Origin of the sequence: Thermococcus sp. PK (genome assembly GCF_000430485.1) — an archaeon.
GTDB classification, from domain to species: Archaea; Methanobacteriota_B; Thermococci; order Thermococcales; family Thermococcaceae; genus Thermococcus_A; species Thermococcus_A bergensis.
In genome coordinates this window covers 228,694-249,036 of the sequence record NZ_KE387150.1, presented here as the reverse complement: position 1 = coordinate 249,036, position 20,343 = coordinate 228,694, and the positions used below count along the sequence as shown (strand labels likewise).

Below are 20,343 nucleotides of genomic sequence, written 5' to 3'. Positions count from 1 at the left end.
TTCCGCTTTACCGCGTCGTAGATTATTTCCAACCTTCCCTGCTTGCCCTTGAGGTGAATTCTCCCCTTGAACTGAATTTTTAGCCTTCCAAACTTTCCGAGCCTTCTCAGCTCGATAGTGTTGCCCTCAATTTTATACTGGTCGTTCCTGAGGGGAATGATAAAGAGTTTTCTCTCATTCCCCTCCTTGACGAATTTTGGTGATCGTGGTTTGAACCCATTCTGGTAGCTCTCCAGACTTTTTCTTCTTAAGTAGAGAGAAGAAGCTACGCCACGCTTCAGCATTTTTCCTTGCCAATTGTTGTACTGTTGAACCACCAACCCAGCCCTTGAACGTGTAATAGGCTTCCTTTTCCGTTGTTCCAAAGTCTATTTTCCCGAATTCTTTGAACTGTTTTAACCGCTCGTAATTGATTTTATTCCAGATTACTGCAGTAGCTTGGGCTAGCTCAAGAAGAGTTTTTTCTTGCTCCTTTGAGGGCTGGAGTTTGAGTGTTACTGTCCTTTTCATTGTCCCTCATTATTAATTTTACATCTTTGAGTTTAAAAGTGTTTTTGCTTTCCTGCTAAAGGGCTTGTTTATGGTTGGCTGTACCTCGCCCTTCAGGGCGAGGCTTGAGAAAAGAAAATGTCATTGAACTCGCCTCAATCTTGAGCTAGCTATTCCCTTATGAACAAAGCCGCGCCCATGCCAAAGTATGATGGACAAGAGTAAGCAGCTTTTATGAGCTTCATTGGCACATTCTTCAAAACGCCGTAAAGGACGAGCAGCTGCCAGTAGCTGTCTGGCAAAGCTTTGTTTATTAGCTCATCCGGTATCTCAAGGAGCCCTTCAAGTCTATTTTCTTGAATTATTTTCATGATGAGCTCATCGTATTCCTTAGCTTCGGGTGCATAACCATAAGGGCCGTTGCCGTGTGCATGGGCATGGTCTGCACTCGCTATGAAGGCTACCCTCCTTTCGTATTCCTCAAGCACTTCCCCGACAACTTTCCCAAATTTAACAAGCGTCTCCCTTAAAACGTGCCTTGCAGGTGTTAAGAGCACTATCTGCCTCTTTTCCAGAAATTGGAGGGGTATGAGCTCTCCCCACGTCAGGGGGAAGCGGGAGTACTCCCCGCTCAGCGAAGCAAAGTTTATGTCAACTACCGGCAAATCTTTAGCCTTTGCTTCTAGGTATATTTTCCTAGCGAGCTCTTTATCCGTTTTATACTCTCCCGGAAGCTGAACTCCAGCAAAGCCAAGCCACGAGATTAAATTTTCAGCCATTATAACCCCAAGGGCTTCGCTCATGCGGACGTTGTGGGGGCTTATGAGAACGTAAACATCTGCCCTTGAAAGTTCTCTGCCAATCTCTTTGAGGGCTTCTGCAAGCTTTCCCGTTTCCTCATCTTCCGGATTGAGAACGGGGTTTCCATGAGGCATCATTGCAGCACCAATTAACACGTTTTCACCTCCTCAGCGAAAACAGTCATCAAAAGAAGCCAAATCACACTCTTTCGCCTTTGGAGCTTCAACATGGCTTAAAGTCTTCAATCCGGCCCCGGTGAGAATGCTAACTATTCTTGAGTTCTCCTCGATTATTCCTTTTTCCCTTAACTTTCTTATAGCGGATATCCCTGTTGCAGATGCAGGCTGGACGAATAAGCCTTCTCTACCAAGCTCCTTCTGAGCGTTTAAGATTTCTTCATCTCTAACGGCAACGCACAGTCCGTCAAGTTCTCTCAAACGCCTCAGCACTACGTTTCCGCTCGGCGGGTAGGGGTTTTCTATGGCATGTGCTATGGTATGCGGATTCTCAAACCTCTCTATTTTTTCTTTTCCATTATTGAAAGCTTTGCATATTGGAGAACATCCTTCCGCCTGAACCGTCACAAAACGGGGAAGCTTCTCAATTAATCCGCTCTCCTTTAGCTCAAGAAATCCCTTCACAATCCCCCTAAATAGGCCTCCTGAGGAAGTGGGGACAACGACGTAATCTGGAGTTATTTCCTCAATTATTTCGAAGCTTATACTCTTATAACCCTCAATCCTAAAGGGATCGTCCGAGTTTATGAAGTATATGTCCTTTCTCTGTCCGATTTCAAGGCTTTTGTAGTAGAGCTCCCCGTAATCTCCATGGACTTTAATTACCCTAGCCCCATAAGGTGCAAGAGCTTTAAGCTTCTCTTTCGCTATCGTTGAAGATACAAGAATGTAAGTTTCGAGCTCTGCTCTTGCTCCGTAGGCGGCAACGCTTGCCGCCATGTTGCCCGTCGAAACAGTGCCGATTTTCTTAAACCCCAGCTGAAGAGCCCTGTGAATGCCGAGATAAGTTCCCCTATCCTTAAAGCTCCACGTGGGATTTGTGGTTTCGTTTTTAAGGTACAGCTTAACCCCAAGCTCCTTCGAGAGCTTTTTTGCCTTTATCAGCGGAGTATCCCCCTCTCCAAGACTTAACTCGGGTTTGAGCTCAAATGGGAAAAATCCAGAGAATCTCTCCCAAACTCTTCTCCCTATTCCTGGGACGCTCTTGAAAAGTTCAAGCTCTAAAGGCTCTCCACATTCACACCTCTGATAGGGCTTTCTCAGAGAGTACTCTCTCCCGCATGCAGTACATTTCAGCATGAATTCACCTCCACCATGCACCGTCATTTGGTTTTTGCGGCTTTCCCCAGAACTTCCCTTATTATCTTTGCAGCAGCAAAGGCGCTTATCCCTTTATAATCGTAGTTTGGATTGAGTTCAACAATGTCAAGGGCAACAATTTCTGCATTTAGAGACTTTATTACTTCCACGAGCTCCCTAGTACTCAATCCGCCGGGCTCAGGATTTCCAACTCCGGGAGCAAAAGCCGGATCAAGGACATCCATATCAAAGGAAAGGTAAGCCCTTTCAAAAGGAATATCGACTTTTGGAGAACGGTATATCTCCGATGCGCTTACAATCCTTATTCCATGTTCTTCTGCAAATTCTACCTGTTCTCTTGTAGGGGCCCTTATGCCAATTTGCACAACGTTTTCCCCTTTTACAAGCCCTTCTTCCACAAGCCTTCTCACGGTGCACGCATGGGAGTATTTGTCTCCTTCGTATTCAGCATAGAGATCCGGATGAGCATCAAAGTAAATCAGGCCAAAATCCTCGCCTGAGACCTCCTTAATCGCCTTAAACGTTGCATATGTTATGGAATGATCCCCTCCCAGAAAGAGAAAGAGTTCCCCACTGTAATGCTCCTTAACTGTTTTGTTGACCTTTTCAACCAGCTCCCTAAAAGTATCTGCGTTGATATCACCCAAATCTTTGTAGCTCCAGTGTTCGGCCAGATTGATTAGTAATTCATTAAAGCTGTTGTATAGTTCTTCGGATGTAGCCTCCCTTATTGCCCTTGGGCCTTCAGCGCAGCCTCTTCTAAAGGAAGATGAGTTGTCCCATAGAATTCCAAGGAGGTAGAGATTAGGTTTCTCCGAGTGTGGAATCCCAAAAAGCATCTACCACACCTTCGTTCCTACGGGAACTTCATCTGGAACCGGGAGAAGGTAAACCTTTCCGTCCTCGCTCTCGGCTACTATCAGCATCCCCTGACTTTCAACGCCCGAAAGCTTCTTGGGCTTCAGATTTAAGACGAAAATAAACTTTTTTCCTTCAAGCTCCTCGGGAGTGTATTGGTCGGCTAAACCGGTTATTATAGTCCTCTGCTCATTTCCAAAGTCCACTTCGAGTTTTATTAGCTTGTTGGTTCTCTTCAGCTTTTCAGCTTTCTTAACGAGGCCCACCCTAAGGTCAAACTTCCAGAATTCATTGACGTCGTAAAGTTCCATAGGTTCCACCACAAAAAATTGGAGAGGCAGATATTTAGACTTTGTGCCGAGAGCGGGCGGTTACATCAAACCTCATGAGGGTAAAAATGCTGAGAAGTATCAAAAGAGATGCAAGAAGGAAGTCTGCAAAGAATCCCCCTGCTTTCACGATAAATCCGCTCAATATACTTCCGATGATAGCACCGAGAGAACTTATCAGGTTATAAAAGCCCATCATCGCTCCCTGCTCTTTTTCCTTCGCAAGCTTGGAGATCATTGAAGTCGTTGATATGCCTATGTATGCCCATGAATAGCCAGCCAGTGCATAGGAAATGAATGCACAGATTTTGAACACTGCTCCACTTTGGAATAAGCCGAGTAAAACAAGGGAAAACCCAAAGCTCCTTATGCTCAATCCCCTAATGAGGGAGGCTTTTCCACCTCTTCTCTCGGTGTGTATTCCGGCTTTCATATACATGTAGGCTGCCATTGATGAGTTTAGAACAGCAGCTAGGTATATCTCGGAGGTACTGACACTGCGGGATTTTAGCAGTACCGGGAACTGTGAAAAATACAACATCGCCCCTACCCAGAAGAGGATTGAGGCAAGATAAAACTCCTTAAACTCCAAAAATCCTGTGAGGGCCCGCTTGTTGTACTCGGGCAGGTGAATCATGATGTTCGGCAGATACCTAAACTTTTCGACAATGTAGTTTGCATAAACTCCCAGACTCTTTCTCTCAATCCTAAACGGGGCTTCTTGAATCCACTTAACTCCCAAAACAATCGAAGGAATATTAACAACAGCAAAAACTACAAGAAGTTGTCTAATACTTAGAAAATAAGCTAGGAAAAACCCTAAAATAAGTCCAATAACCCACGCCCATCCACCTATCTCGTTGAACTTCGCAATCCCGTAGTCGAGTTGCTTTTTCTTTAGGACTCTTGCAATAAGTATAACCGGAATTGGAATTGTGGCTGCAATGAAGAAAGAATACAGAAAGTTGAGAACCATTAGCTGAGTAATGTCCCTTGAAAACGCCATTAGAAACGAGAACAAAGATGTTCCGATAAAGCCCAGTATCAAAAAAGGTTTTCTTTTAAGCATTTTATCTGAGAGCTTTCCCCAAAATACTCCCCCTATCATTGAGGCAATGCTTCCAATAGCGTTAATTACTCCTACTTCCTGAGCAGATCCACCTGCTTCTAAAGTTAGGAGGGGTATCAGTGTAGAGGTACCACCTGTTGAAACCTTGAAGGGGACAAATGCGTAAAACCATCTAATCTTGGACTTCTTTGTGTAGGCAAATAGGGCTGAATCTTCGATGGCTCTTAGGGATGCATTCTCCCTCTTCCGAGAAGCCTTCATTGGGGACACCTTAAAGTAATGAAAGAAGAAGAGAAGAGCAGTTCACCAGTCTTCATCTTCGTCCCAGTCTTCCTCCTCCCATTCCTCTTCATCCCAATCTTCTTCGAACTCTTCATCGAATTCCTCATCAAACTCTTCTTCCTCTTCTACCAATGGCTCCTCCTCGTAGTCCTCTACCTTCTTCTTTTTCTTTGGGGGTTGCATATTTGACACCTCCCGCCCCTCTCGGGGCGTTATATACAGAGATCATGGGTTTATAAACTTTTCGTCATGGTTGGGCGTGTTTATAGTAACCTTTATTAGGGTTTTTGCTGAATTCTTTCAGGTGGTTGTCGTGATCCCCAGATGGGATCACAGACTCAAAGACCCTGAAAGCGTGGCATTCGCAATTCTTGACGTTTTAGCAGACTTCGAATCAGAAGGAAAGCTGAAGAACCTGCCAAAATCCAAAAAATTTCCAGTAAAAACAATACTGGCAATACTCCTCTTTAAACAATACTACAACCTACCCCTCAGAGACGCCCAGCACTACGGCAGAAAATTCTTCGGAGCAAACATTCACTACTCAACCCTCCACAACTGGGAGAAAAAGCTGAACCTCGAAGAACTGACAAACCACCTCCTGAAAAAACTCCAGAAATTACCCTACGCCAGCACTCAAGCAGACTCAACCATTATTACAAATAAAAAAAGGGCAGGATAGAAGTTCAGGCAATAACGAGAATCCTGCCGGGTTTACTGTATCCGGTTGCTGTGAAGATCACAACTTCTGAGAACGAGCTGATTGAACTCCTGCCGGGGGGTTCTGGGAATTTTTATGCTGATGGGGCTTATGATTCAAAGAAAGTTCTGAACACTGTGGTGGAAAAGGGTTATCGGCCGATTGTTAAGAAAACTAAGAACGCTCCAGGTGGTTTTGGTAGTAAGAAGAGAGACAGAGTGTTTTCTGAAGAAGAGTACAGGCATAGGAATCCTCATGAGGGGTTCTGGGGTGCGTTTACAACGTGGTTTGGCAGTAGGATCCCCTGTTTTCTGAAAAAGACTACTGTAACCCGAATCCTGCTTGGGGTAATGTGTTATGGTCTGAAAATCCTCCTCAGAGTCAAATACTGTTTAAATAACAGGGGGTGAAACTAAACACGCCCCGTCATGGTTTCTCGGTTCTCATTCAAGATCTAAAAATATTAGGGCTGTATAACAATGTTAATTAGATATAACCGCCATACCTGGGAGAAAGGTTTATATACCCTTAACCAACTTTAGAATGGCTAATATCCATAATACAAGGGCTGAATAAGCGTAGAGTGTAAAAATCCAAATTTGAGCCCTCAAATTCAAAAATAGGCGGATTTGGTGTGGGAAATGGAGACAGAATTGAACTCTGATGAATCCCCCCTATTAAGGGCAACAAGCCTAGAAGAGAAATTAGGGATTTCGAAAATCTATCTAAAACTAGAAGCAGCAAATCCAACAAAAACACACAAAGACAGGATCGCAAAGGCACACGTTAAACAGGCAAAAGCCCTCGGCTTTTCTGGGATTACTGTGGGAACCTGTGGTAATTACGGGACATCTATAGCATATTTTGCAGAAAAAGAGGGACTAAGAGCCGTGATCTTTACCCCAAGGCACTATGAAAACTCAAGAGTAGATGAGATGAAAATGCATGGGGCAGAGGTTATATTCGTAGACGGGCCATATGAGTCAGCAGTCTTTATGAGCAAAACTTTTGCAGCAGCTATGAATTATTACGATGCAAACCCGGGATCGCAACCCATGATAGATTACGAAGCTTATTCCCTCATTTCAAAAGAAATTCTCAAAGAAATTGAGCCATATGCAGTCTTTGTTCCCGTAGGAAACGGTTCCACTCTGGTGGGGGTTTACTATGGTTTCAAAAAATATGGAAAGATGCCAAAAATCATTGGAGTTACAACAAGCTACGGAAATCAAATACTGAACGCATTTTATACCGGTAGTATGGAAGAAGTTAGAGACTTCGTTGAAACTAAGCTCAACGAGCCTCTTGTTTCCTCGGTATCCTTTGATCTTCAAAACGCACTTGAAGCTGTAAAAGCATCGAAAGGGTATGTTTTTGGTTTTGCCGATGATACAGGCTTAAAATATGCCAAGATTTTGGAAATTAGTGAGAGGATAAAGGTTCTCCCAGCCTCTGCCCTAACTTTAGCCGGGCTTGTTAAGTTTGTTAGAAAATTCGGTGTAAATAACGAGAATTTCGTCCTGCTCCTTACTGGAGGGTTTGAAAATGAAGAAAGCCTTGATTCTTGCGGAAGGAAGATACAACACAACCGATGGAAAGACTGCCCATGGGTTGGTTAGATACTCTAAGAGATTTAAGATTGTGGGGGTAATAGATTCCACTTTGGCTGGAAAGGACGCTGGAGAAGTCTTGGATGGAATACCCCGCAACATTCCCATCTACGGAAGCTTTGAGGAAGCAATTGCAGAGAATCCCGATGTTGAGTATCTCATAATTGGAGTGGCGACCCCTGGTGGATATTTGCCTCCGATCTACAGGGAGATTACAAAAAAGGCAATAAAAAGAGGGATGAACATAGTTAATGGTCTCCACAACTTCCTCAGCGACGATCCCGAATTTTCTCGCTTAGCCAAAAGGTACAAGGTTCAGCTGATAGATGTAAGGAAGATATACAGAGACCTAAAAATTCCTTTCACAGGAAAAATTGAGGAAGTCAAGGCCATAAAAGTTGCCGTACTGGGGACTGATGGTGCAATAGGCAAAAGAACCACCGCTATAATGCTTCATGAGGCATTTAAGCACTTTGGAAAGAAGAGTGTTTTTGTGGCAATGGGACAGACCGGGTGGATGCAAGGGGCAAAATACTGCATAGTAATGGACTCAATAATAAACGACTTCGTTGCAGGGGCTATCGAGGACGTTATCTGGAGAGCTTGGAAAGAAGAAAACCCCGATGTTATTGTGACACATGGAGAAGGTTCCCTCCTCCACCCAGCTTATCCAGGTGGATTTGAATTAATAGCCTCTGGAAGACCGGATTATATTGTGCTCCAGCATGCTCCAGCAAGAAAATTCTTCGATGACTTCCCTCAGTACGAGATTCCACCCTTGGAGAAGTACATACAGCTGATTGAACTCCTCTCCGGTAAAAAACCGATAGCTATCACAATAAACTCTGAAAGACTCACGAAGGAAGAGGCTCTCCAAAAAGCAAGAGAGATAGAGACAACATATGGGATTCTAACAAGGGTTCCTCTATATGAAGGTGTCGAAGACATAGTTAAGGCAATTCTTGAAGACGCAGAACGCCTAAAAGCAGTAGCCCAGCAAGAGGTGACTGCAAATGCCTCTCAAATGCTTTGATTACATATCCATTGAAAAGCCAAAGCTCTCTTCTCGGAGGATTTCCTCCGTTTATACAATTTCCATTGATGGAAATGAGGAAAAATTTAGGCTGATCCACACCTACAAAGAAAAGATTCCCAGAAATGAAGTCTTCGCAAAGCTTATGGTCATAACTCCAGCGATAAACTACGCTCTTTTCACCCCAGAAATTTCCTTTAACTTTTCCCTCGATCCAAGAGACCTGCAGTTCTTTAAGGATATGATGGAGCTCACTGCAAATGATATCCTCGTAAACAGAATATACAGGAGAACAGGGTTTGTCAGAGAAGAGTTCATCCCCAAAGAGATAAAACCGCAGCCTTTGGCAAAGATTGTCCCGGAAAGAGTCGAAGAGGAAGATGTAAAACTCACTCCCGACTACAACAAATGCGCTATAATGCTCAGTGGTGGAAAGGAGAGCCTTCTCACCTATGGCATTACAAAGGAAATAGGGTGTGAAGTTTATCCATTCTTCTTCAATGAGTCCGGCGGGCACTGGAAAGTCGCCCTAACAGCGTACAAATGGTTCAAGGAGCATGAGCCAAACACCAAGAAAGTGTGGAGCAACGTGGACAGGCTTTACACCTTTATAGAGAAGCACATGAAGATACTCCAAAACGTTGGGAAGCCAAAGGCTGAGGTATATCCAATAAGGCTATTCTTCTTTGAGCATTACGTCTTCTCCTTCCTGCCACTAATTGAAAAGTACAACATAGGAAATGTTTTGTTGGGCAACGAATATGACGACCCGAGGGGGCTTACTTATGAGTTCCATGGGATACCTCACTTCTATGCGGTTTTGGATCAGAGCCAGTTCTTCGACAAGTATATGACAAGATGGTTCGCCGAGAGGGGCTTGAATATAAGGCAGTGGTCTGCCGTAAGACCAATAACGGGACTCATCGTTGAGAGAATCCTCTATAAACGCTATCCAGAACTCTTTAAACTCCAGAGGAGCTGTCACTCAGTTCACAAGGAGGGCGAAGATTATGTGCCCTGTGGCACGTGCTTCAAGTGCAACGGCATACAAACCTTCTTGCTGGCTAATGGAATAGATCCCCAGCTAATTAAATACAAACCACACCACATAGAAACACTTCCCAAGAGGATAGCGGAAGGAAAAGTAAGGCTCGACGAGGATGAGCTCCAGCATTCGCTCTATCTGATAAAGCAGAGAAAACCCGATTTTCCCCTCAGCGGGGAAAGGAGAGACCACGTGGAGATGCTCCACTTCGATGACAGAAATTCCCTCTTCGACAACATCCCTTTGGAGTTCAGAGAGAGGATATACTCAATATTCGAGCAGTATACAAGGGGTTATGCCTACCTAAAGGAAGGCAAGTGGGTTGAAATAACAAGGGAGGAGGTGCTCCATGGAGTACACGATAGTTGATGGGGAGAGATACCTGGAAGAGATCAGAAAGCTTGACAGGGAAATAAGCTACTCGTTCGTTCGCTTTTCCATTCCCTATGAGGACTTCGCAAAGAGGCACGAAGAACTCTTTAGAGAGCTCCTTTCACACGGAGAGCACAAGTTCTTCGCAGCCCTCGATGAGAAAGGAAAGCTACTGGGCCATGTCTGGGTTTGTTTGACCCTTGATACTGTGGACTACGTTAAAATAGCCTACATTTACGACATTGAAGTTATTAAAAAGGCAAGAGGGCTTGGAATCGGTTCAGCCCTTTTGAGAAGAGCTGAAGCATGGGCAAGAGAGAAGGGAGCAAAGAAGATTGTGCTGAGGGTTGAAACTGACAATCCGGCAATAAAATGGTACAAAGAAAGGGGGTATGGTGAAAGGGCCGTAATACTGGAAAAGCCATTAGGGGACATCAAAGATTAGAAACTCATCACCAACAACCCCAGCAAGGATATTTCCGGCTTCATCGAAAACCCATGCACCACCCGGTGGAAAACTATTCACAATGAAAGTTTTAGCTCTAAAGAGTTTCACACGCTCCGACATCGCTTTGATATCCCTCTCGTTTATTTCTCCGTAGTCCGGTGAGTACTCCATCGGCACAAAGAGATAGTCAGGCTTTTTGCGTTTAATCCACTTCAATATGCGCTTGTTGTAGAGGTCACCGCAGATGATAATGGCCACTTTGCCGAACTCGGTTTTCACCGTTTTGACGGTGTTGCCAGTGCAGAACTTCATCGGCTCCTGAAACTTGCGGTGCTTGAGGAGGACTTCGCCGTTTCTCCCAATCAGCAGAGCCGAGTTGTAGGTGCAGTTCTTGTAGGGCTCAAGAAGGCCAAAGACAATGTACGCCCTGTTTTCTCTCGCAACAAGACTTTAAAAGAATAAAGAAAAACATATCAGGTTTCCTTTCTGCGCATTTTGCCTATAATCCCCGCAGTAACCAGCAGGATTGCTCCAAGGCCAATGTAAATGTAGGCTCTTTCTTGCTCCTCCATTTCAAGACTTATCAGGTAGACCTTGCCGCGTCCCGTGCCTATTAAAGCCTTATCACTCAGTGCGTCAATGCTTCTCACATAGCCAGTGTCAAGCTCCATCAGCACCTTGCCGTTGGAGGGATTAATCACGTAGAAGAACCCCATGTCATAGATGGTACCGTTCTCTTCTCTAAATGCCCCCGTACCTACAAGGAGCTTCCCTTCATGGAACCTTACTACCTTAACGCGGTAGGGAAGCTCTGCTTTCCAGAGAACTTTCTGAGAGTTCAGGTCAAGGGCCTCGAGTTTGCCGGTATTGCCTTCTATGCCTCCTATATACGCTGTATCACCGTTTATTTCAATGTCCTCGATGTAGAAGCTATCCATCTTCCATTCGATTTTACCTTCTTTGTCTATCAGAAAGAGCTTTCCTGCCACATTTTCAAAACCTGTTCCTACAAGAGCCTTGTCCCTCCAGAGCTCGAGGTCGCGCACCCACCACTCTGTGTCGACGCTCCAGAGAAGTTTTCCATCTTCACTGACCCCATAGACGTTTCCGAAGTAGTACTTTATGCGATAACCGGAGGGGGCTCCACTTCCCGCGTATATTATTCCATCTCCTCTCCGAACCCTTCCGAGCGTGCCGTTGAGCTCTATGAACCAGTCTTGCTTGATGCCGTCCTCTGCTATTTCCCACCTGTAAAGTCGCCCCCAAGTTTCGTTTGCTCTTCCTTCGCCAACCCACCACCCGTCAACGACATAAAGCGCGTCTTTGAGGTCAAAATCAAAAAACGAGCCGTAAGTAATATTGCCAGCTACAATTGAACCATTTCCTTGGAGGAGCCAAACCTTCCCGAGAGCCCCAAACCAATCCGAGGGACCCCTGCTGATGTCCGTTCCAACAATCAACATATCGTCGAAAGATTCCAGCTTCCTCACAAAGCCGACCTCTTGGCTCCATTCTTCACTTCCGTTGAGGGAGTACAGGCTAACGTTTCCTCTGTACCATAAAACGCCGCTGATGACATCAATATAGCCGAAACCCACGTAGGCTCCTTTGGGTGTTAGTTTAACGCTCTCCACGATTCCTGGAACTTTGGCCTCCCATATTACGGGACTTTGGTTTCCACTCACGAAGAGTGACCCGATGAGAAGTAAAAGTATTGTGGCCACCTTTTTCTTCACTTTTATCCCCTCCCCCCACTTGAGCCACAAGGTTTTATAACTTTTCTTGCCATGTTAATTCTAGGTGGTATCATGGAGGAAGAAGCGTTCGACATGAGAGAGGCCCTTGCCACAGGCGAAAATCTCGATAAAGTTCTTGCCTACGCTTTCGTTCATGAAGAATATCTTAAGGAACTGATATCTTATCTTGATGATGACCTTTGGACTGTCTCAAAGAATGCGCTCTCTATTCTCCTCCAGATCGCAAAGGATCGGCCCGAGCTTTACGAACCAATGTTATCCAAGATGATGGCCATGATCCACAAAAGTGAGTCTGTGCCTTTAACACAGGAAATAGCAAGAGCCTTCGGCCAGATTGCTAAAGCTCGACCCGAGCTTGTAAAGCGCGTTATGCCCGTTTTGTTCGCGAGCTACCGCGTAGGGGACATCAAGACACGCGTCAACATGGTGTACGTCATTGAGGAAATAGCCCGGTCAAACCCTCATCTCCTGAGTGATTTGGTAGCAGATATAAAGCTCCTCATAACCTCCAAGGATGAGAAAGACAAGTTAACTGCGCTCAACTTCGTGACAGCCCTCGGAGAGAACAACTTTGCATACGTCCGTCCGTTCCTCCACTACCTTCTAGGGCTCCTCAACGACGAGAACGAGGTGGTTAGAGCGAGCACCGTTGAGAGTCTCGTCTTACTCGCCGAGAACAATGAGAAATTCAGAAAACTTGTCCTCTCAAAGCTCAAAGAGATTAATGACACGAGTGAACTCGTGAGAAAAGTGGTTAAGGAAGGGATAATCAGGCTCACTATGAAGGAGGGGATTTAACCCTCCCCTGTTTCATCTTCCATTCTCTCTAAAAGGTCCTTTAGCGCTGCCCTTAGTTTCTCATTTTCGGCCCGGAGCTTATTATTCTCCTGTATTAATGAATCTATCTCCGCCAGCTTTGCCTTAAGCTCTTTAGCAAGCATCTCGAACTTGGCTTTGGGTACAAAATCCTCGAGAACAGCAAGAGCCTCATTAACATCGTACCTACCCGTGATCTTTGCCAGCCTTTCCTTTATTATTGCCAGTTCCCTGAGGGATGCTTCATAAGTGCTGACCTTCTTGCTAAGCTCGTCCACTTTTTTGAGGCTCTCCTGAAGTAATGATATCCTCGCGTTAAGCTCTTTGATTTCCTTCTCCTTAGCTTTGAGCTCCTCTTTTAATGTTATGTTTTCATGCAAAAGACTTTCATAACGCCCCTGTATCCCTTCAAAAGCCCTCGCAAGCTCAACACTTGCCCCAAATATTCCGCTTGTGAGTCTCTCCTCGAGCTCTTTCATGCGCGCTTCCACGATGTCCCCTATCTTTTCATCAATTTTACTCTCTAATCGGTTCTCAATCTTGGTACGAACCTCTACCTCAAAACGGTTTATCTTTTCGTCTATCTCATTTATTTTGGGCAGCATCTGTTCGAGGTTCTGCAGAAAGAGCGTTCTCTTTCGGATGTCCTCGAGCTCATTCTTCAGGCTTTCAACTTCCTTTGAGAGAGATTTGATGGCGTTATCGTTATCACTTCTCAGCCCTTCGAGCTTTGAGAGAAGAACCTCTATCCTCTCGCTCAGCATCTCGACATCTATGCGCTCCTGTCTGGTGATTGCCGCAACAGCATGAAGAGCCACCAGAGAGTAGTCATCCATTTTTTCGGCCTCAACGATAGAAGCTCTAACGTCTTCCCAGTCTTTGAGGCTTCTCAGTTCCTCCACGACGTCCGGATAACGGCGCTTTATGTATTCCCATGTTGGGGCATTGTCTTTTTTCTTCTTTCTTCCTAGCATACTCTCCCCTAAACCTGTGCGGGTCTTGTTTATATAACCTTTTTGTTTGTTACTGGAACCCCATTTTCTTCTCTTAGTGGTATCTTTTCTTGGTCCTTCTGTATCTGGCTGTATTGGGCACCTAGTAGTCTACATATGCACCTACATACACACATACACATAATGATTTTTTAAGGTAAAATCGGGCTTTGTTGTAGGAAGTTCAACAAAAAGTTCGTGGGCTTAAACTGTCCCCAATTATCCCCACTTTAAGGGAGGAGACACAATATGGATATCACTGACCGAGGATATCAGCTTATCAAACAGGAGCTGTTTCGCCATTTGAGAACAGATAGCAACGCATACAAAGATTCTTACTTAATCAGGAGAATAAGGGCCAGAATGAGAAAGCTGGGCATCTCAGATTTCATGGACTATTACAGGTTAATTAAGAAAAATAAAGCAGAGCTTGATGACCTTCTTCTTACTGTTGCTATAAACGTGACAGAGTTCTTTAGAGACCCCATTGTCTGGAGGACCCTCGAGAGTAAAGTGCTTCCCGAGCTCATCCGCTTCAAAAAAGAAAACCACTTTACAACAATAAGGGTGTGGAGTGCTGCCTGCTCTACTGGACAAGAGCCCTACTCGATAGCAATGATGTTCAGTGAATTCCTGGGGCAGGACATAAAGCGCTACAATCTTTCCATACTCGCAACCGATATTGACAGAGAGGCGTTAAACATTGCTATCAAGGGTGTTTATCCGAGGGAAACCGTGGAAAAGAGCGTTCCCAAGCATCTCATCAGAAAGTACTTCCTTCCCATGGGCGACCACTATAGAGTCTCACCCCAGCTTCGGCGCTACGTGAAGTTTCAGCATTTTAACCTCCTTTCCAAGGAGTATCCTAAGGGTTTTGACATGATATTCATACGCAATGTGCTCATTTATATGACCAAGGAAGCCCAAGAAGAGATCTTCCGTCGTCTTTATGATTCTCTCGAAGATCATGGTTACCTTATCCTCGGCAAAACTGAGACAATACTTGGGGATGCTTCCAAGTTGTTTAAGCTCTACAGCCTAGTAGGTAGGGTATAAGGTCAAACTGACAGGAAGCACAGAAAAAGTGTTTATGTAAGTCTGCTCCAGACACACATTCCCAAAATGGAAAGAGCGGGAATAATAAGCTTCGAGCATAATACTGTGACTTTAATTGGTGTTCCTGAAAATGTGGACGTATACATGGAAGTTGTGTCAAGGCATGACATAAGCTGGAGTACTTTTTATGCAGGCATTTCCATAATTTTTGGAGTGACCGGTTTATGGCTCAATAACATCCCTCTTGTCATTGTGTCCTTTATTTACTTAATTTTGGCAGTAATTCAGCACTTTAAGACGTATAGGGTTCTCAGCTCCGGAAATCATGATGAGTAATGAGGAATTACCCTGCTGATAGTGGGGGTAAGTCGAAATTACCTATATACAATAACGAGAAGGGAACTATGAGTGCCTTACCTACGGGTGAGGCACCCTCTGAAAATTGGAGGCGAAAGATTTGAAAAAAGTTTTAGCACTTGGAATGTTAGGCCTGTTAGTGGCCTTTGCAATGGCCCTCGGCACCAGTGCAACGTTCAGGGACTACAGAGCTCAAAGAAGCGTTCACGTAGACGTTGTTGCAGATGACGTTGAGCTCATTGACCTACATCCGGGGCAACCATATGCATACCTAAATGAGAGGGGTATGCTGGTAATAGACTTCTCAGCAGACAATCCAAATTGGCCTGGGTATACAGATCCAAACTGGACCGGAGGGTTAGGAATTAGCCCACAGTCAAGGTACAACTTTGACCACGTTTTCTATGTTAGCAACCACCTCTGGGAGCAGTTTCCTATAGTAGTGAGAATTGTTTCATCACATCCAGGCAGATTCTCCTTCTATGACCCAACAGAGAATATGTGGGTAACAGATGGATATGCACAACCGTATAACTCAGACACTGCAGCTGGAGATGTATGTTTCATTCTGCAGCCTGGAGAGGAGCTCGGAGTTGGAATGGAAGTATCAGGTTTTGGAGAAGTGGGACTCGGTGACTTCCATGGGAACGTGACCATTATGGCATGGCCCTTAGGAGAAGAACCCTTTGAGTGTAGAGCAGGGGGTGTAGTAGGATGAAGAAAATACTGGGAATCTTCATGCTGATTGCAGGAATAGTCATTGCTGTAACAGCAAGCAATGCAACCTTTGCATACTTTGAGGCAGACAGAGAGGTTCATATAGCCATTGTTCCAGACGACAATGAATTAATCGATTTAGTACCTTTGCAACCCTATGCGTACATAAATGATAATGGAATGCTTGTTATCGACTTAGGTACAACAAACGAAAACTATTGGAAGTTAGTAGAAAAGAATATTGCCGTGGGTGAGGGTGTAAGCCCAGACTCAGTGTATGTATTTGAGCACATGTTTGGCATCAGCAACCACCTTTGGGAACAGGTTCCTATTTGTATGAATGTCACATACAGTGGGAGTGGTGCTATTAAATTCTTTGTAGGTGAATATACAAACGAGACTGTTGCAGCACATGAATTCTTGGTTACAATTTATCCCGGCGAAACTGTACCAATTGGAATGCTCATTGACAGCGAAGGCTTGGATGCTGGTGAGGCACTAAGTGGAACATTGAACTTCGATGCAGAACTTGGGGAATGCGAAGAGGAGGAATGATCTGATTAATTTTCCATCTTGGAGCATTTGCTCCTTTTATCTAGATTTTAGGGGGAGAAAAAAATGAGAAAAATACTCAAATTTACTGTTCTACCGATCATATTAGTCATGATATTCTTTACGTGGGGTGTTTTCGTTGTGAGGCCAATCCCCGTTGTTCTGGCTGTTGAAGATAACGTCTCAGTTTCCATAGAGAATCCTCTGCCGCCTTATGCCTATTTAAGCCAGGGGTATTTGAAGATTGACATCAGCAACCAAAGTCCTCTCTATCCCGGATTTGGAGATGGCCTTTCACCGGATACAGTTTACGTTTTCGACGACGTTTTTGAAATATACAACAATGAAAGCGAAACAGGGGCGGCTGTTATATGTGTGGTCATAAGCTCGTCTACTCCAGTTATTGGCCTCTTTGTAAGCCCTTATACCGGAACCTGGAACCAGAGCATAGAGTTTGAAGTCCCTGCAAACCAGAGCGTTCAGGTGGGGATGAGATTTGACACTACCGGATTGGGGTTGGGAGATTACAACCAAAACATTACAATACAAGCTTTTGGAGGCTCCTGCCAATGAAGGCATTCCTTGAATATTTCCTGATTCTTGCGGTTTCCGTAATTGTTGTGGGGTCTATCGCGGGAGCTCTTCTTGATAGACCCGTTTTCATGTCTTATGTTTACTCAGATAGCATGACCCCTACGCTGAATAAGGGGGATTTGTTCTTCATAAATCCTTTTTCAAGGAGCGCCGATGTTGGTGATATAATCGTTTTTAATCTGAGAGGCAGCTGGACTGTCCATAGAGTCGTGGCAATTGTTGAAAATGGCTACATTACCAAAGGCGACAACAACGTTGCAACCGACCAGCAAGAAGGTAGAGCAGACCCGGTTTCAAAAGATAAAATAGCGGGAAAGGTGCTTACCATTGGAGATTCCCCCCTCAAAATCCCACAACTGGGAACGTATCTTCAGAGAGGACTCTCTGGAAGAACTAAAATGCTGCTTGCGGCATTAATGATAGTATTGGGATCCTTAGCTTTCACGGGAGAGGCCCCAAAGCACAGAAAAAAGAGGCCCAGGTTTACCAGAGTAAAGTTCAAAACTCTCTACCTTCTGGCTTCGGCATTTCTCTTGATAATGCTCTCAGCTTCAATATTTGTTTCCTGGCAGGTGTTTCCAATAGAATACGCAGTGACATCCGCAGGGGGTCAGAGAGAAGGATGGGTTTTACCCGGTTCCACATTTGAAAGGGAAATCACCATAAAAAATGGGAACTTCTATCCGATGGTCTACTATCTTGAGCCCCAGACTGGAGGGATTTCAAGCCTATCAGAAACTCAGCTTGAATTGGGGCCCCAAGAAGAAGAGAGGGTTAAAGTTACAATAAACGCTCCCGAAGAAACTTCACTTTTCATGGATAAGGTGAAAGTAAACGCCTATATCCCAGTGTTGCCAAAATCAGTGATCAACTGGCTTTACAGCATAAATCCATTTGCTCCTCTCTTTGCAATTCTCTCTGAGACTGCAGTTTTTCTGGGAATTCTTTACCTCATTTCGGGAATTGGGGATGAAGACGTGTTGAAAATCAGAAATAAGAGATCCAGCTTATTAAGGCAAATCAAAATGGAGGTGTTTGGGAGATGAGAAAACTTATCCCGGTTATACTTTTGCTGCTATTGTCTTCATTGATAGTCATCGGTTCAAGCGGGACTTTTGTCTACTTCAATGCAGAGAGAGAGGTAAAAGTTGCAGTTGTTCCTCATGATGAGGAGTATTTGAGCTTTATGTGTTACAATGGCTACGCAGCAACGGTAATAGTTGATCAGAACAGCGAACTTACTTTCGACGCACTCACCATTGGCAACTATCTAAACGAACTTGAAACGGTTGATATCTGGCTAGATCCAGACTATTCCAATCTTCCAAGTGGAGCGGAGATGTGGATAGAAAGTGAAGATGGTGTATCAAGACCCATTGCTTCCCAGGAATACTACACCTTCTGGGGCAACATCAGCGTTGGAAATGCAGACCCGGGGACTTATGAAGTCCCCATAACTCTCTATGCCACCTGGGATGGAGGAGATGCGGTAATAGAGACCTGCCCGATAAGAGTGAAAATCTTAAGCGGGCCGAAGATTGAAAAGGTTCTTTTGAGCGGGAACGAGACAAATATTCCATTAAAAACCTATCAGGAATGGGTTTTACAGATAAATGTGACCAATGGTGGAACTGCTCAGAATTTGACAATTGAGGATGTTATTCCCGGGGAATTTGACGTAGACTTAAACAGGACAAGCGCAAGTAAGGGAACTTACAACTTTACAAGGCATGGGAAGTCAGACCACTTGGAGTGGAACGTTGAATTGGGCCCAGGAGAAAATGCACACATGGACATTACGATCTCCACAAGATGGGTAGAAACTGGAAAAGACGGACAATGGGAGTTCACGTCTTGCGGCAATTATTCCCTCAACAAAGGTGCTGAGATAGTTGGCTATGGAATAGTTAGCAACAGCCTTACGGTAGAAGCGAACATTGGTTGTGAAGATGAGTAGGAGAATGGAAACTCTCATGGGAGAGGTTGATTTACTGGGGGAAATTTAAATGGATATAAAAGAAAAACTGAAAAAATTGGTAAGCAGAAGAGAAGTCCTTGCAGTTTCGCTTGTTCTCTTCTTATTTTTCGGATTTTATTCGATAAAGCTAATGGGGGCCAGCTCTGTTATAACAACCCAGCAGACACTTGGCAAATACACTCAAGAGGGAGAGCTAATTCATGTGGCTTTGTTAAAGAACAACACACTCTACGGAGAAAGGCTCAGCAGGGAGGAATATCCTATTCCTCTCGTAGAGAGCTTTGTATTGACATATGAGTATCGCTTTGCTCCAGCCACTTCAATAGAGGGGAATTACAACACTCAAGGTATAGTCCAGTATACGGTAAACAGAGGCAGCGAAGAGGTTGTTCTATGGGAAGAAAAGCTCTTTGAAAAGTCTGGAGAGCTGGAGGATGGCAAATTTACGGTGCAGTACGAGCTCAACTTAACCAAACTCGAAAACAGGACAAGTGAAATAGTGGAACAGCTTGGTTTGAAGAGGTTGAACCGGAAGATAACGTTTGCTACGAGAGTTAACGTTGAGGGAAATGTTTACGGAAGGGAAGTAACTGAGAGCTTTGAGCACAGTTCATCTTTAATTAAGGACTCGGGTTCTGGGCTTTATTACTTTACCAACGAAAAAGAAAGCACGCAGAAAACGGTGGTAGAAAAAGGCGCGAAGAGAACAGTAGTAACAATTGTCGGCTTGCCTTTCTACGCAGATACTGCAAAGAAAGTGGCTCCGATACTGGCTCTGCTGTTCTTAACTCCCGTATTGGGTGGGCTGTTCTCTAAATGGTTAAAAGCGTGAAGTTTAAATATTTTTGACTTTGTATTTCTTAATGGGGTGGTTTAGTGTGCCTAAGGCGACCTTTGTTATTAGTGAGGAAACCTTAGAGGAATTTAAAAAAGTGGCTATCCAGCGTTATGGGAACAAGAGAGGCGTTCTGAGTGTGGCAATAGAAGAAGCCATTAAAGACTGGATCAAGAAAACCAAAGAGGAGCTGGAAAATGCCAAGTGAGACTATTAAACTCACGGCAAAATTCAAACTCAAAACAGAACCCGAAGGGTTAGAAGACCTCTTCACCCTTTACCAAGAAATCGTGAACTTTTTAATCACCTACGCTTT

23 protein-coding genes and 3 pseudogenes are annotated in these 20,343 nt (G+C 44.4%); 16 read left to right on the top strand and 10 right to left on the bottom strand.

Going from position 1 to position 20,343, the window contains the following annotated elements; genetic code table 11:
• The 7 genes and pseudogenes from THEPK_RS13185 to THEPK_RS13180 form a co-directional block, all read right to left on the bottom strand.
• Window positions 1-510 (bottom strand): annotated as a pseudogene (locus THEPK_RS13185) (RNA-guided endonuclease InsQ/TnpB family protein); the annotation flags it as partial.
• A gap of 149 nt (window positions 511-659) precedes the next feature.
• Window positions 660-1,445: a DODA-type extradiol aromatic ring-opening family dioxygenase gene (locus THEPK_RS09415; RefSeq protein WP_042701246.1), complete on the bottom strand. Its 786-nt coding sequence runs from the start codon at window positions 1,443-1,445 to the stop codon at window positions 660-662.
• 12 nt (window positions 1,446-1,457) lie between these two features.
• Entirely contained in the window at window positions 1,458-2,606 is a 1,149-nt protein-coding gene (thrC, locus tag THEPK_RS09410) for a threonine synthase (protein ID WP_042701244.1), read from the bottom strand.
• 23 nt (window positions 2,607-2,629) lie between these two features.
• On the bottom strand, window positions 2,630-3,466 hold the full coding sequence (gene speB / locus THEPK_RS09405) for an agmatinase (protein ID WP_042701242.1): 837 nt from the start codon (window positions 3,464-3,466) through the stop codon (window positions 2,630-2,632).
• Complete coding sequence (metG, locus tag THEPK_RS09400; protein WP_042701240.1) at window positions 3,467-3,796, bottom strand: methionine--tRNA ligase subunit beta; 330 nt, start codon at window positions 3,794-3,796, stop codon at window positions 3,467-3,469. It abuts the gene before it with no gap.
• A gap of 34 nt (window positions 3,797-3,830) precedes the next feature.
• Entirely contained in the window at window positions 3,831-5,144 is a 1,314-nt protein-coding gene (locus THEPK_RS09395) for an MFS transporter (RefSeq protein ID WP_042701239.1), read from the bottom strand.
• Between the two features lie 42 nt (window positions 5,145-5,186).
• Window positions 5,187-5,348 (bottom strand): hypothetical protein, encoded by a 162-nt coding sequence (locus THEPK_RS13180; RefSeq protein WP_156882181.1) that lies wholly within the window; start codon window positions 5,346-5,348, stop codon window positions 5,187-5,189.
• A gap of 76 nt (window positions 5,349-5,424) precedes the next feature.
• Between THEPK_RS13180 and THEPK_RS09390 the strand changes: the two genes are divergently transcribed.
• From THEPK_RS09390 to THEPK_RS09365, 6 genes are all read left to right on the top strand, one after another.
• Window positions 5,425-5,847, top strand: a complete 423-nt coding sequence (locus tag THEPK_RS09390) for a hypothetical protein (protein ID WP_042697770.1) — start codon at window positions 5,425-5,427, stop codon at window positions 5,845-5,847.
• A 50-nt stretch (window positions 5,848-5,897) separates the two neighbouring features.
• Window positions 5,898-6,275: a hypothetical protein gene (locus tag THEPK_RS09385; protein ID WP_042696758.1), complete on the top strand. Its 378-nt coding sequence runs from the start codon at window positions 5,898-5,900 to the stop codon at window positions 6,273-6,275.
• A 231-nt stretch (window positions 6,276-6,506) separates the two neighbouring features.
• A complete protein-coding gene (locus THEPK_RS09380) occupies window positions 6,507-7,484 on the top strand; it encodes a pyridoxal-phosphate dependent enzyme (protein ID WP_042701237.1) in 978 nt (325 codons plus the stop codon).
• Window positions 7,411-8,508 (top strand): DUF1611 domain-containing protein, encoded by a 1,098-nt coding sequence (locus tag THEPK_RS09375; protein ID WP_042701235.1) that lies wholly within the window; start codon window positions 7,411-7,413, stop codon window positions 8,506-8,508. Before THEPK_RS09380 ends, THEPK_RS09375 begins: the two co-directional genes overlap by 74 nt.
• Complete coding sequence (locus tag THEPK_RS09370; protein ID WP_042701233.1) at window positions 8,489-9,922, top strand: hypothetical protein; 1,434 nt, start codon at window positions 8,489-8,491, stop codon at window positions 9,920-9,922. The genes THEPK_RS09375 and THEPK_RS09370 overlap by 20 nt, the downstream gene beginning before the upstream one ends.
• On the top strand, window positions 9,903-10,370 hold the full coding sequence (locus THEPK_RS09365) for a GNAT family N-acetyltransferase (protein WP_042701231.1): 468 nt from the start codon (window positions 9,903-9,905) through the stop codon (window positions 10,368-10,370). The genes THEPK_RS09370 and THEPK_RS09365 overlap by 20 nt, the downstream gene beginning before the upstream one ends.
• Here the strand turns inward: THEPK_RS09365 and THEPK_RS09360 are convergent.
• Window positions 10,350-10,823: pseudogene (locus tag THEPK_RS09360) on the bottom strand (carbon-nitrogen hydrolase family protein); the annotation flags it as partial. The gene THEPK_RS09365 and the pseudogene THEPK_RS09360 overlap by 21 nt on opposite strands.
• A 23-nt stretch (window positions 10,824-10,846) precedes the next feature.
• Window positions 10,847-12,109: a PQQ-binding-like beta-propeller repeat protein gene (locus tag THEPK_RS09355; protein WP_052315945.1), complete on the bottom strand. Its 1,263-nt coding sequence runs from the start codon at window positions 12,107-12,109 to the stop codon at window positions 10,847-10,849.
• Between the two features lie 72 nt (window positions 12,110-12,181).
• Here THEPK_RS09355 and THEPK_RS09350 point away from each other — a divergent pair, with 72 nt between their 5' ends.
• On the top strand, window positions 12,182-12,928 hold the full coding sequence (locus tag THEPK_RS09350; protein WP_042701230.1) for a PH0542 domain-containing protein: 747 nt from the start codon (window positions 12,182-12,184) through the stop codon (window positions 12,926-12,928).
• Here the strand turns inward: THEPK_RS09350 and THEPK_RS09345 are convergent.
• A complete protein-coding gene (locus THEPK_RS09345; RefSeq protein WP_042701228.1) occupies window positions 12,925-13,920 on the bottom strand; it encodes a hypothetical protein in 996 nt (331 codons plus the stop codon). The genes THEPK_RS09350 and THEPK_RS09345 overlap by 4 nt on opposite strands.
• Window positions 13,921-14,187: 267 nt before the next feature.
• Here THEPK_RS09345 and THEPK_RS09340 point away from each other — a divergent pair, with 267 nt between their 5' ends.
• The 9 genes and pseudogenes from THEPK_RS09340 (at window position 14,188) to THEPK_RS13445 (ending at window position 20,235) form a co-directional block, all read left to right on the top strand.
• Window positions 14,188-14,994, top strand: a complete 807-nt coding sequence (locus THEPK_RS09340; RefSeq protein WP_042701226.1) for a CheR family methyltransferase — start codon at window positions 14,188-14,190, stop codon at window positions 14,992-14,994.
• Between the two features lie 18 nt (window positions 14,995-15,012).
• Window positions 15,013-15,330, top strand: a pseudogene (locus THEPK_RS09335) (DUF7344 domain-containing protein); the annotation flags it as partial.
• 145 nt (window positions 15,331-15,475) lie between these two features.
• Entirely contained in the window at window positions 15,476-16,069 is a 594-nt protein-coding gene (locus THEPK_RS09330; RefSeq protein ID WP_083965097.1) for a DUF1102 domain-containing protein, read from the top strand.
• Entirely contained in the window at window positions 16,066-16,623 is a 558-nt protein-coding gene (locus THEPK_RS09325; RefSeq protein ID WP_042701225.1) for a DUF1102 domain-containing protein, read from the top strand. The genes THEPK_RS09330 and THEPK_RS09325 overlap by 4 nt, the downstream gene beginning before the upstream one ends.
• Before the next feature lie 63 nt (window positions 16,624-16,686).
• On the top strand, window positions 16,687-17,193 hold the full coding sequence (locus THEPK_RS09320) for a DUF1102 domain-containing protein (protein WP_042701223.1): 507 nt from the start codon (window positions 16,687-16,689) through the stop codon (window positions 17,191-17,193).
• On the top strand, window positions 17,190-18,260 hold the full coding sequence (locus tag THEPK_RS09315; protein ID WP_042701221.1) for a signal peptidase I: 1,071 nt from the start codon (window positions 17,190-17,192) through the stop codon (window positions 18,258-18,260). The genes THEPK_RS09320 and THEPK_RS09315 overlap by 4 nt, the downstream gene beginning before the upstream one ends.
• Window positions 18,257-19,171, top strand: a complete 915-nt coding sequence (locus THEPK_RS09310) for a hypothetical protein (RefSeq protein WP_042701220.1) — start codon at window positions 18,257-18,259, stop codon at window positions 19,169-19,171. Before THEPK_RS09315 ends, THEPK_RS09310 begins: the two co-directional genes overlap by 4 nt.
• 49 nt (window positions 19,172-19,220) lie before the next feature.
• On the top strand, window positions 19,221-20,024 hold the full coding sequence (locus THEPK_RS09305) for a DUF5305 family protein (RefSeq protein WP_198011315.1): 804 nt from the start codon (window positions 19,221-19,223) through the stop codon (window positions 20,022-20,024).
• Between the two features lie 46 nt (window positions 20,025-20,070).
• The gene (locus tag THEPK_RS13445) at window positions 20,071-20,235 is read left to right on the top strand and encodes a hypothetical protein (protein ID WP_198011288.1); all 165 of its coding nucleotides are present in this window, start codon (window positions 20,071-20,073) and stop codon (window positions 20,233-20,235) included.
• Window positions 20,236-20,343: the final 108 nt, after the last annotated feature.

Excerpts from the sequence above, each read along its gene's own strand:
- THEPK_RS09310 (WP_042701220.1), top strand. The coding sequence starts at position 18,257 with ATGAGAAAACTTATCCCGGTTATACTTTTGCTGCTATTGTCTTCATTG.
- THEPK_RS09380 (WP_042701237.1), top strand. The coding sequence starts at position 6,507 with ATGGAGACAGAATTGAACTCTGATGAATCCCCCCTATTAAGGGCAACA.
- THEPK_RS09350 (WP_042701230.1), top strand. The coding sequence starts at position 12,182 with ATGGAGGAAGAAGCGTTCGACATGAGAGAGGCCCTTGCCACAGGCGAA.
- THEPK_RS09370 (WP_042701233.1), top strand. The coding sequence starts at position 8,489 with ATGCCTCTCAAATGCTTTGATTACATATCCATTGAAAAGCCAAAGCTC.
- thrC (WP_042701244.1), bottom strand. The coding sequence starts at position 2,606 with ATGCTGAAATGTACTGCATGCGGGAGAGAGTACTCTCTGAGAAAGCCC.
- THEPK_RS09375 (WP_042701235.1), top strand. The coding sequence starts at position 7,411 with ATGAAGAAAGCCTTGATTCTTGCGGAAGGAAGATACAACACAACCGAT.
- THEPK_RS09305 (WP_198011315.1), top strand. The coding sequence starts at position 19,221 with ATGGATATAAAAGAAAAACTGAAAAAATTGGTAAGCAGAAGAGAAGTC.
- metG (WP_042701240.1), bottom strand. The coding sequence starts at position 3,796 with ATGGAACTTTACGACGTCAATGAATTCTGGAAGTTTGACCTTAGGGTG.
- THEPK_RS09325 (WP_042701225.1), top strand. The coding sequence starts at position 16,066 with ATGAAGAAAATACTGGGAATCTTCATGCTGATTGCAGGAATAGTCATT.
- THEPK_RS09330 (WP_083965097.1), top strand. The coding sequence starts at position 15,476 with ATGTTAGGCCTGTTAGTGGCCTTTGCAATGGCCCTCGGCACCAGTGCA.
- THEPK_RS09345 (WP_042701228.1), bottom strand. The coding sequence starts at position 13,920 with ATGCTAGGAAGAAAGAAGAAAAAAGACAATGCCCCAACATGGGAATAC.
- THEPK_RS09395 (WP_042701239.1), bottom strand. The coding sequence starts at position 5,144 with ATGAAGGCTTCTCGGAAGAGGGAGAATGCATCCCTAAGAGCCATCGAA.
- THEPK_RS09320 (WP_042701223.1), top strand. The coding sequence starts at position 16,687 with ATGAGAAAAATACTCAAATTTACTGTTCTACCGATCATATTAGTCATG.
- THEPK_RS09315 (WP_042701221.1), top strand. The coding sequence starts at position 17,190 with ATGAAGGCATTCCTTGAATATTTCCTGATTCTTGCGGTTTCCGTAATT.
- speB (WP_042701242.1), bottom strand. The coding sequence starts at position 3,466 with ATGCTTTTTGGGATTCCACACTCGGAGAAACCTAATCTCTACCTCCTT.
- THEPK_RS13180 (WP_156882181.1), bottom strand. The coding sequence starts at position 5,348 with ATGCAACCCCCAAAGAAAAAGAAGAAGGTAGAGGACTACGAGGAGGAG.
- THEPK_RS09340 (WP_042701226.1), top strand. The coding sequence starts at position 14,188 with ATGGATATCACTGACCGAGGATATCAGCTTATCAAACAGGAGCTGTTT.
- THEPK_RS09365 (WP_042701231.1), top strand. The coding sequence starts at position 9,903 with ATGGAGTACACGATAGTTGATGGGGAGAGATACCTGGAAGAGATCAGA.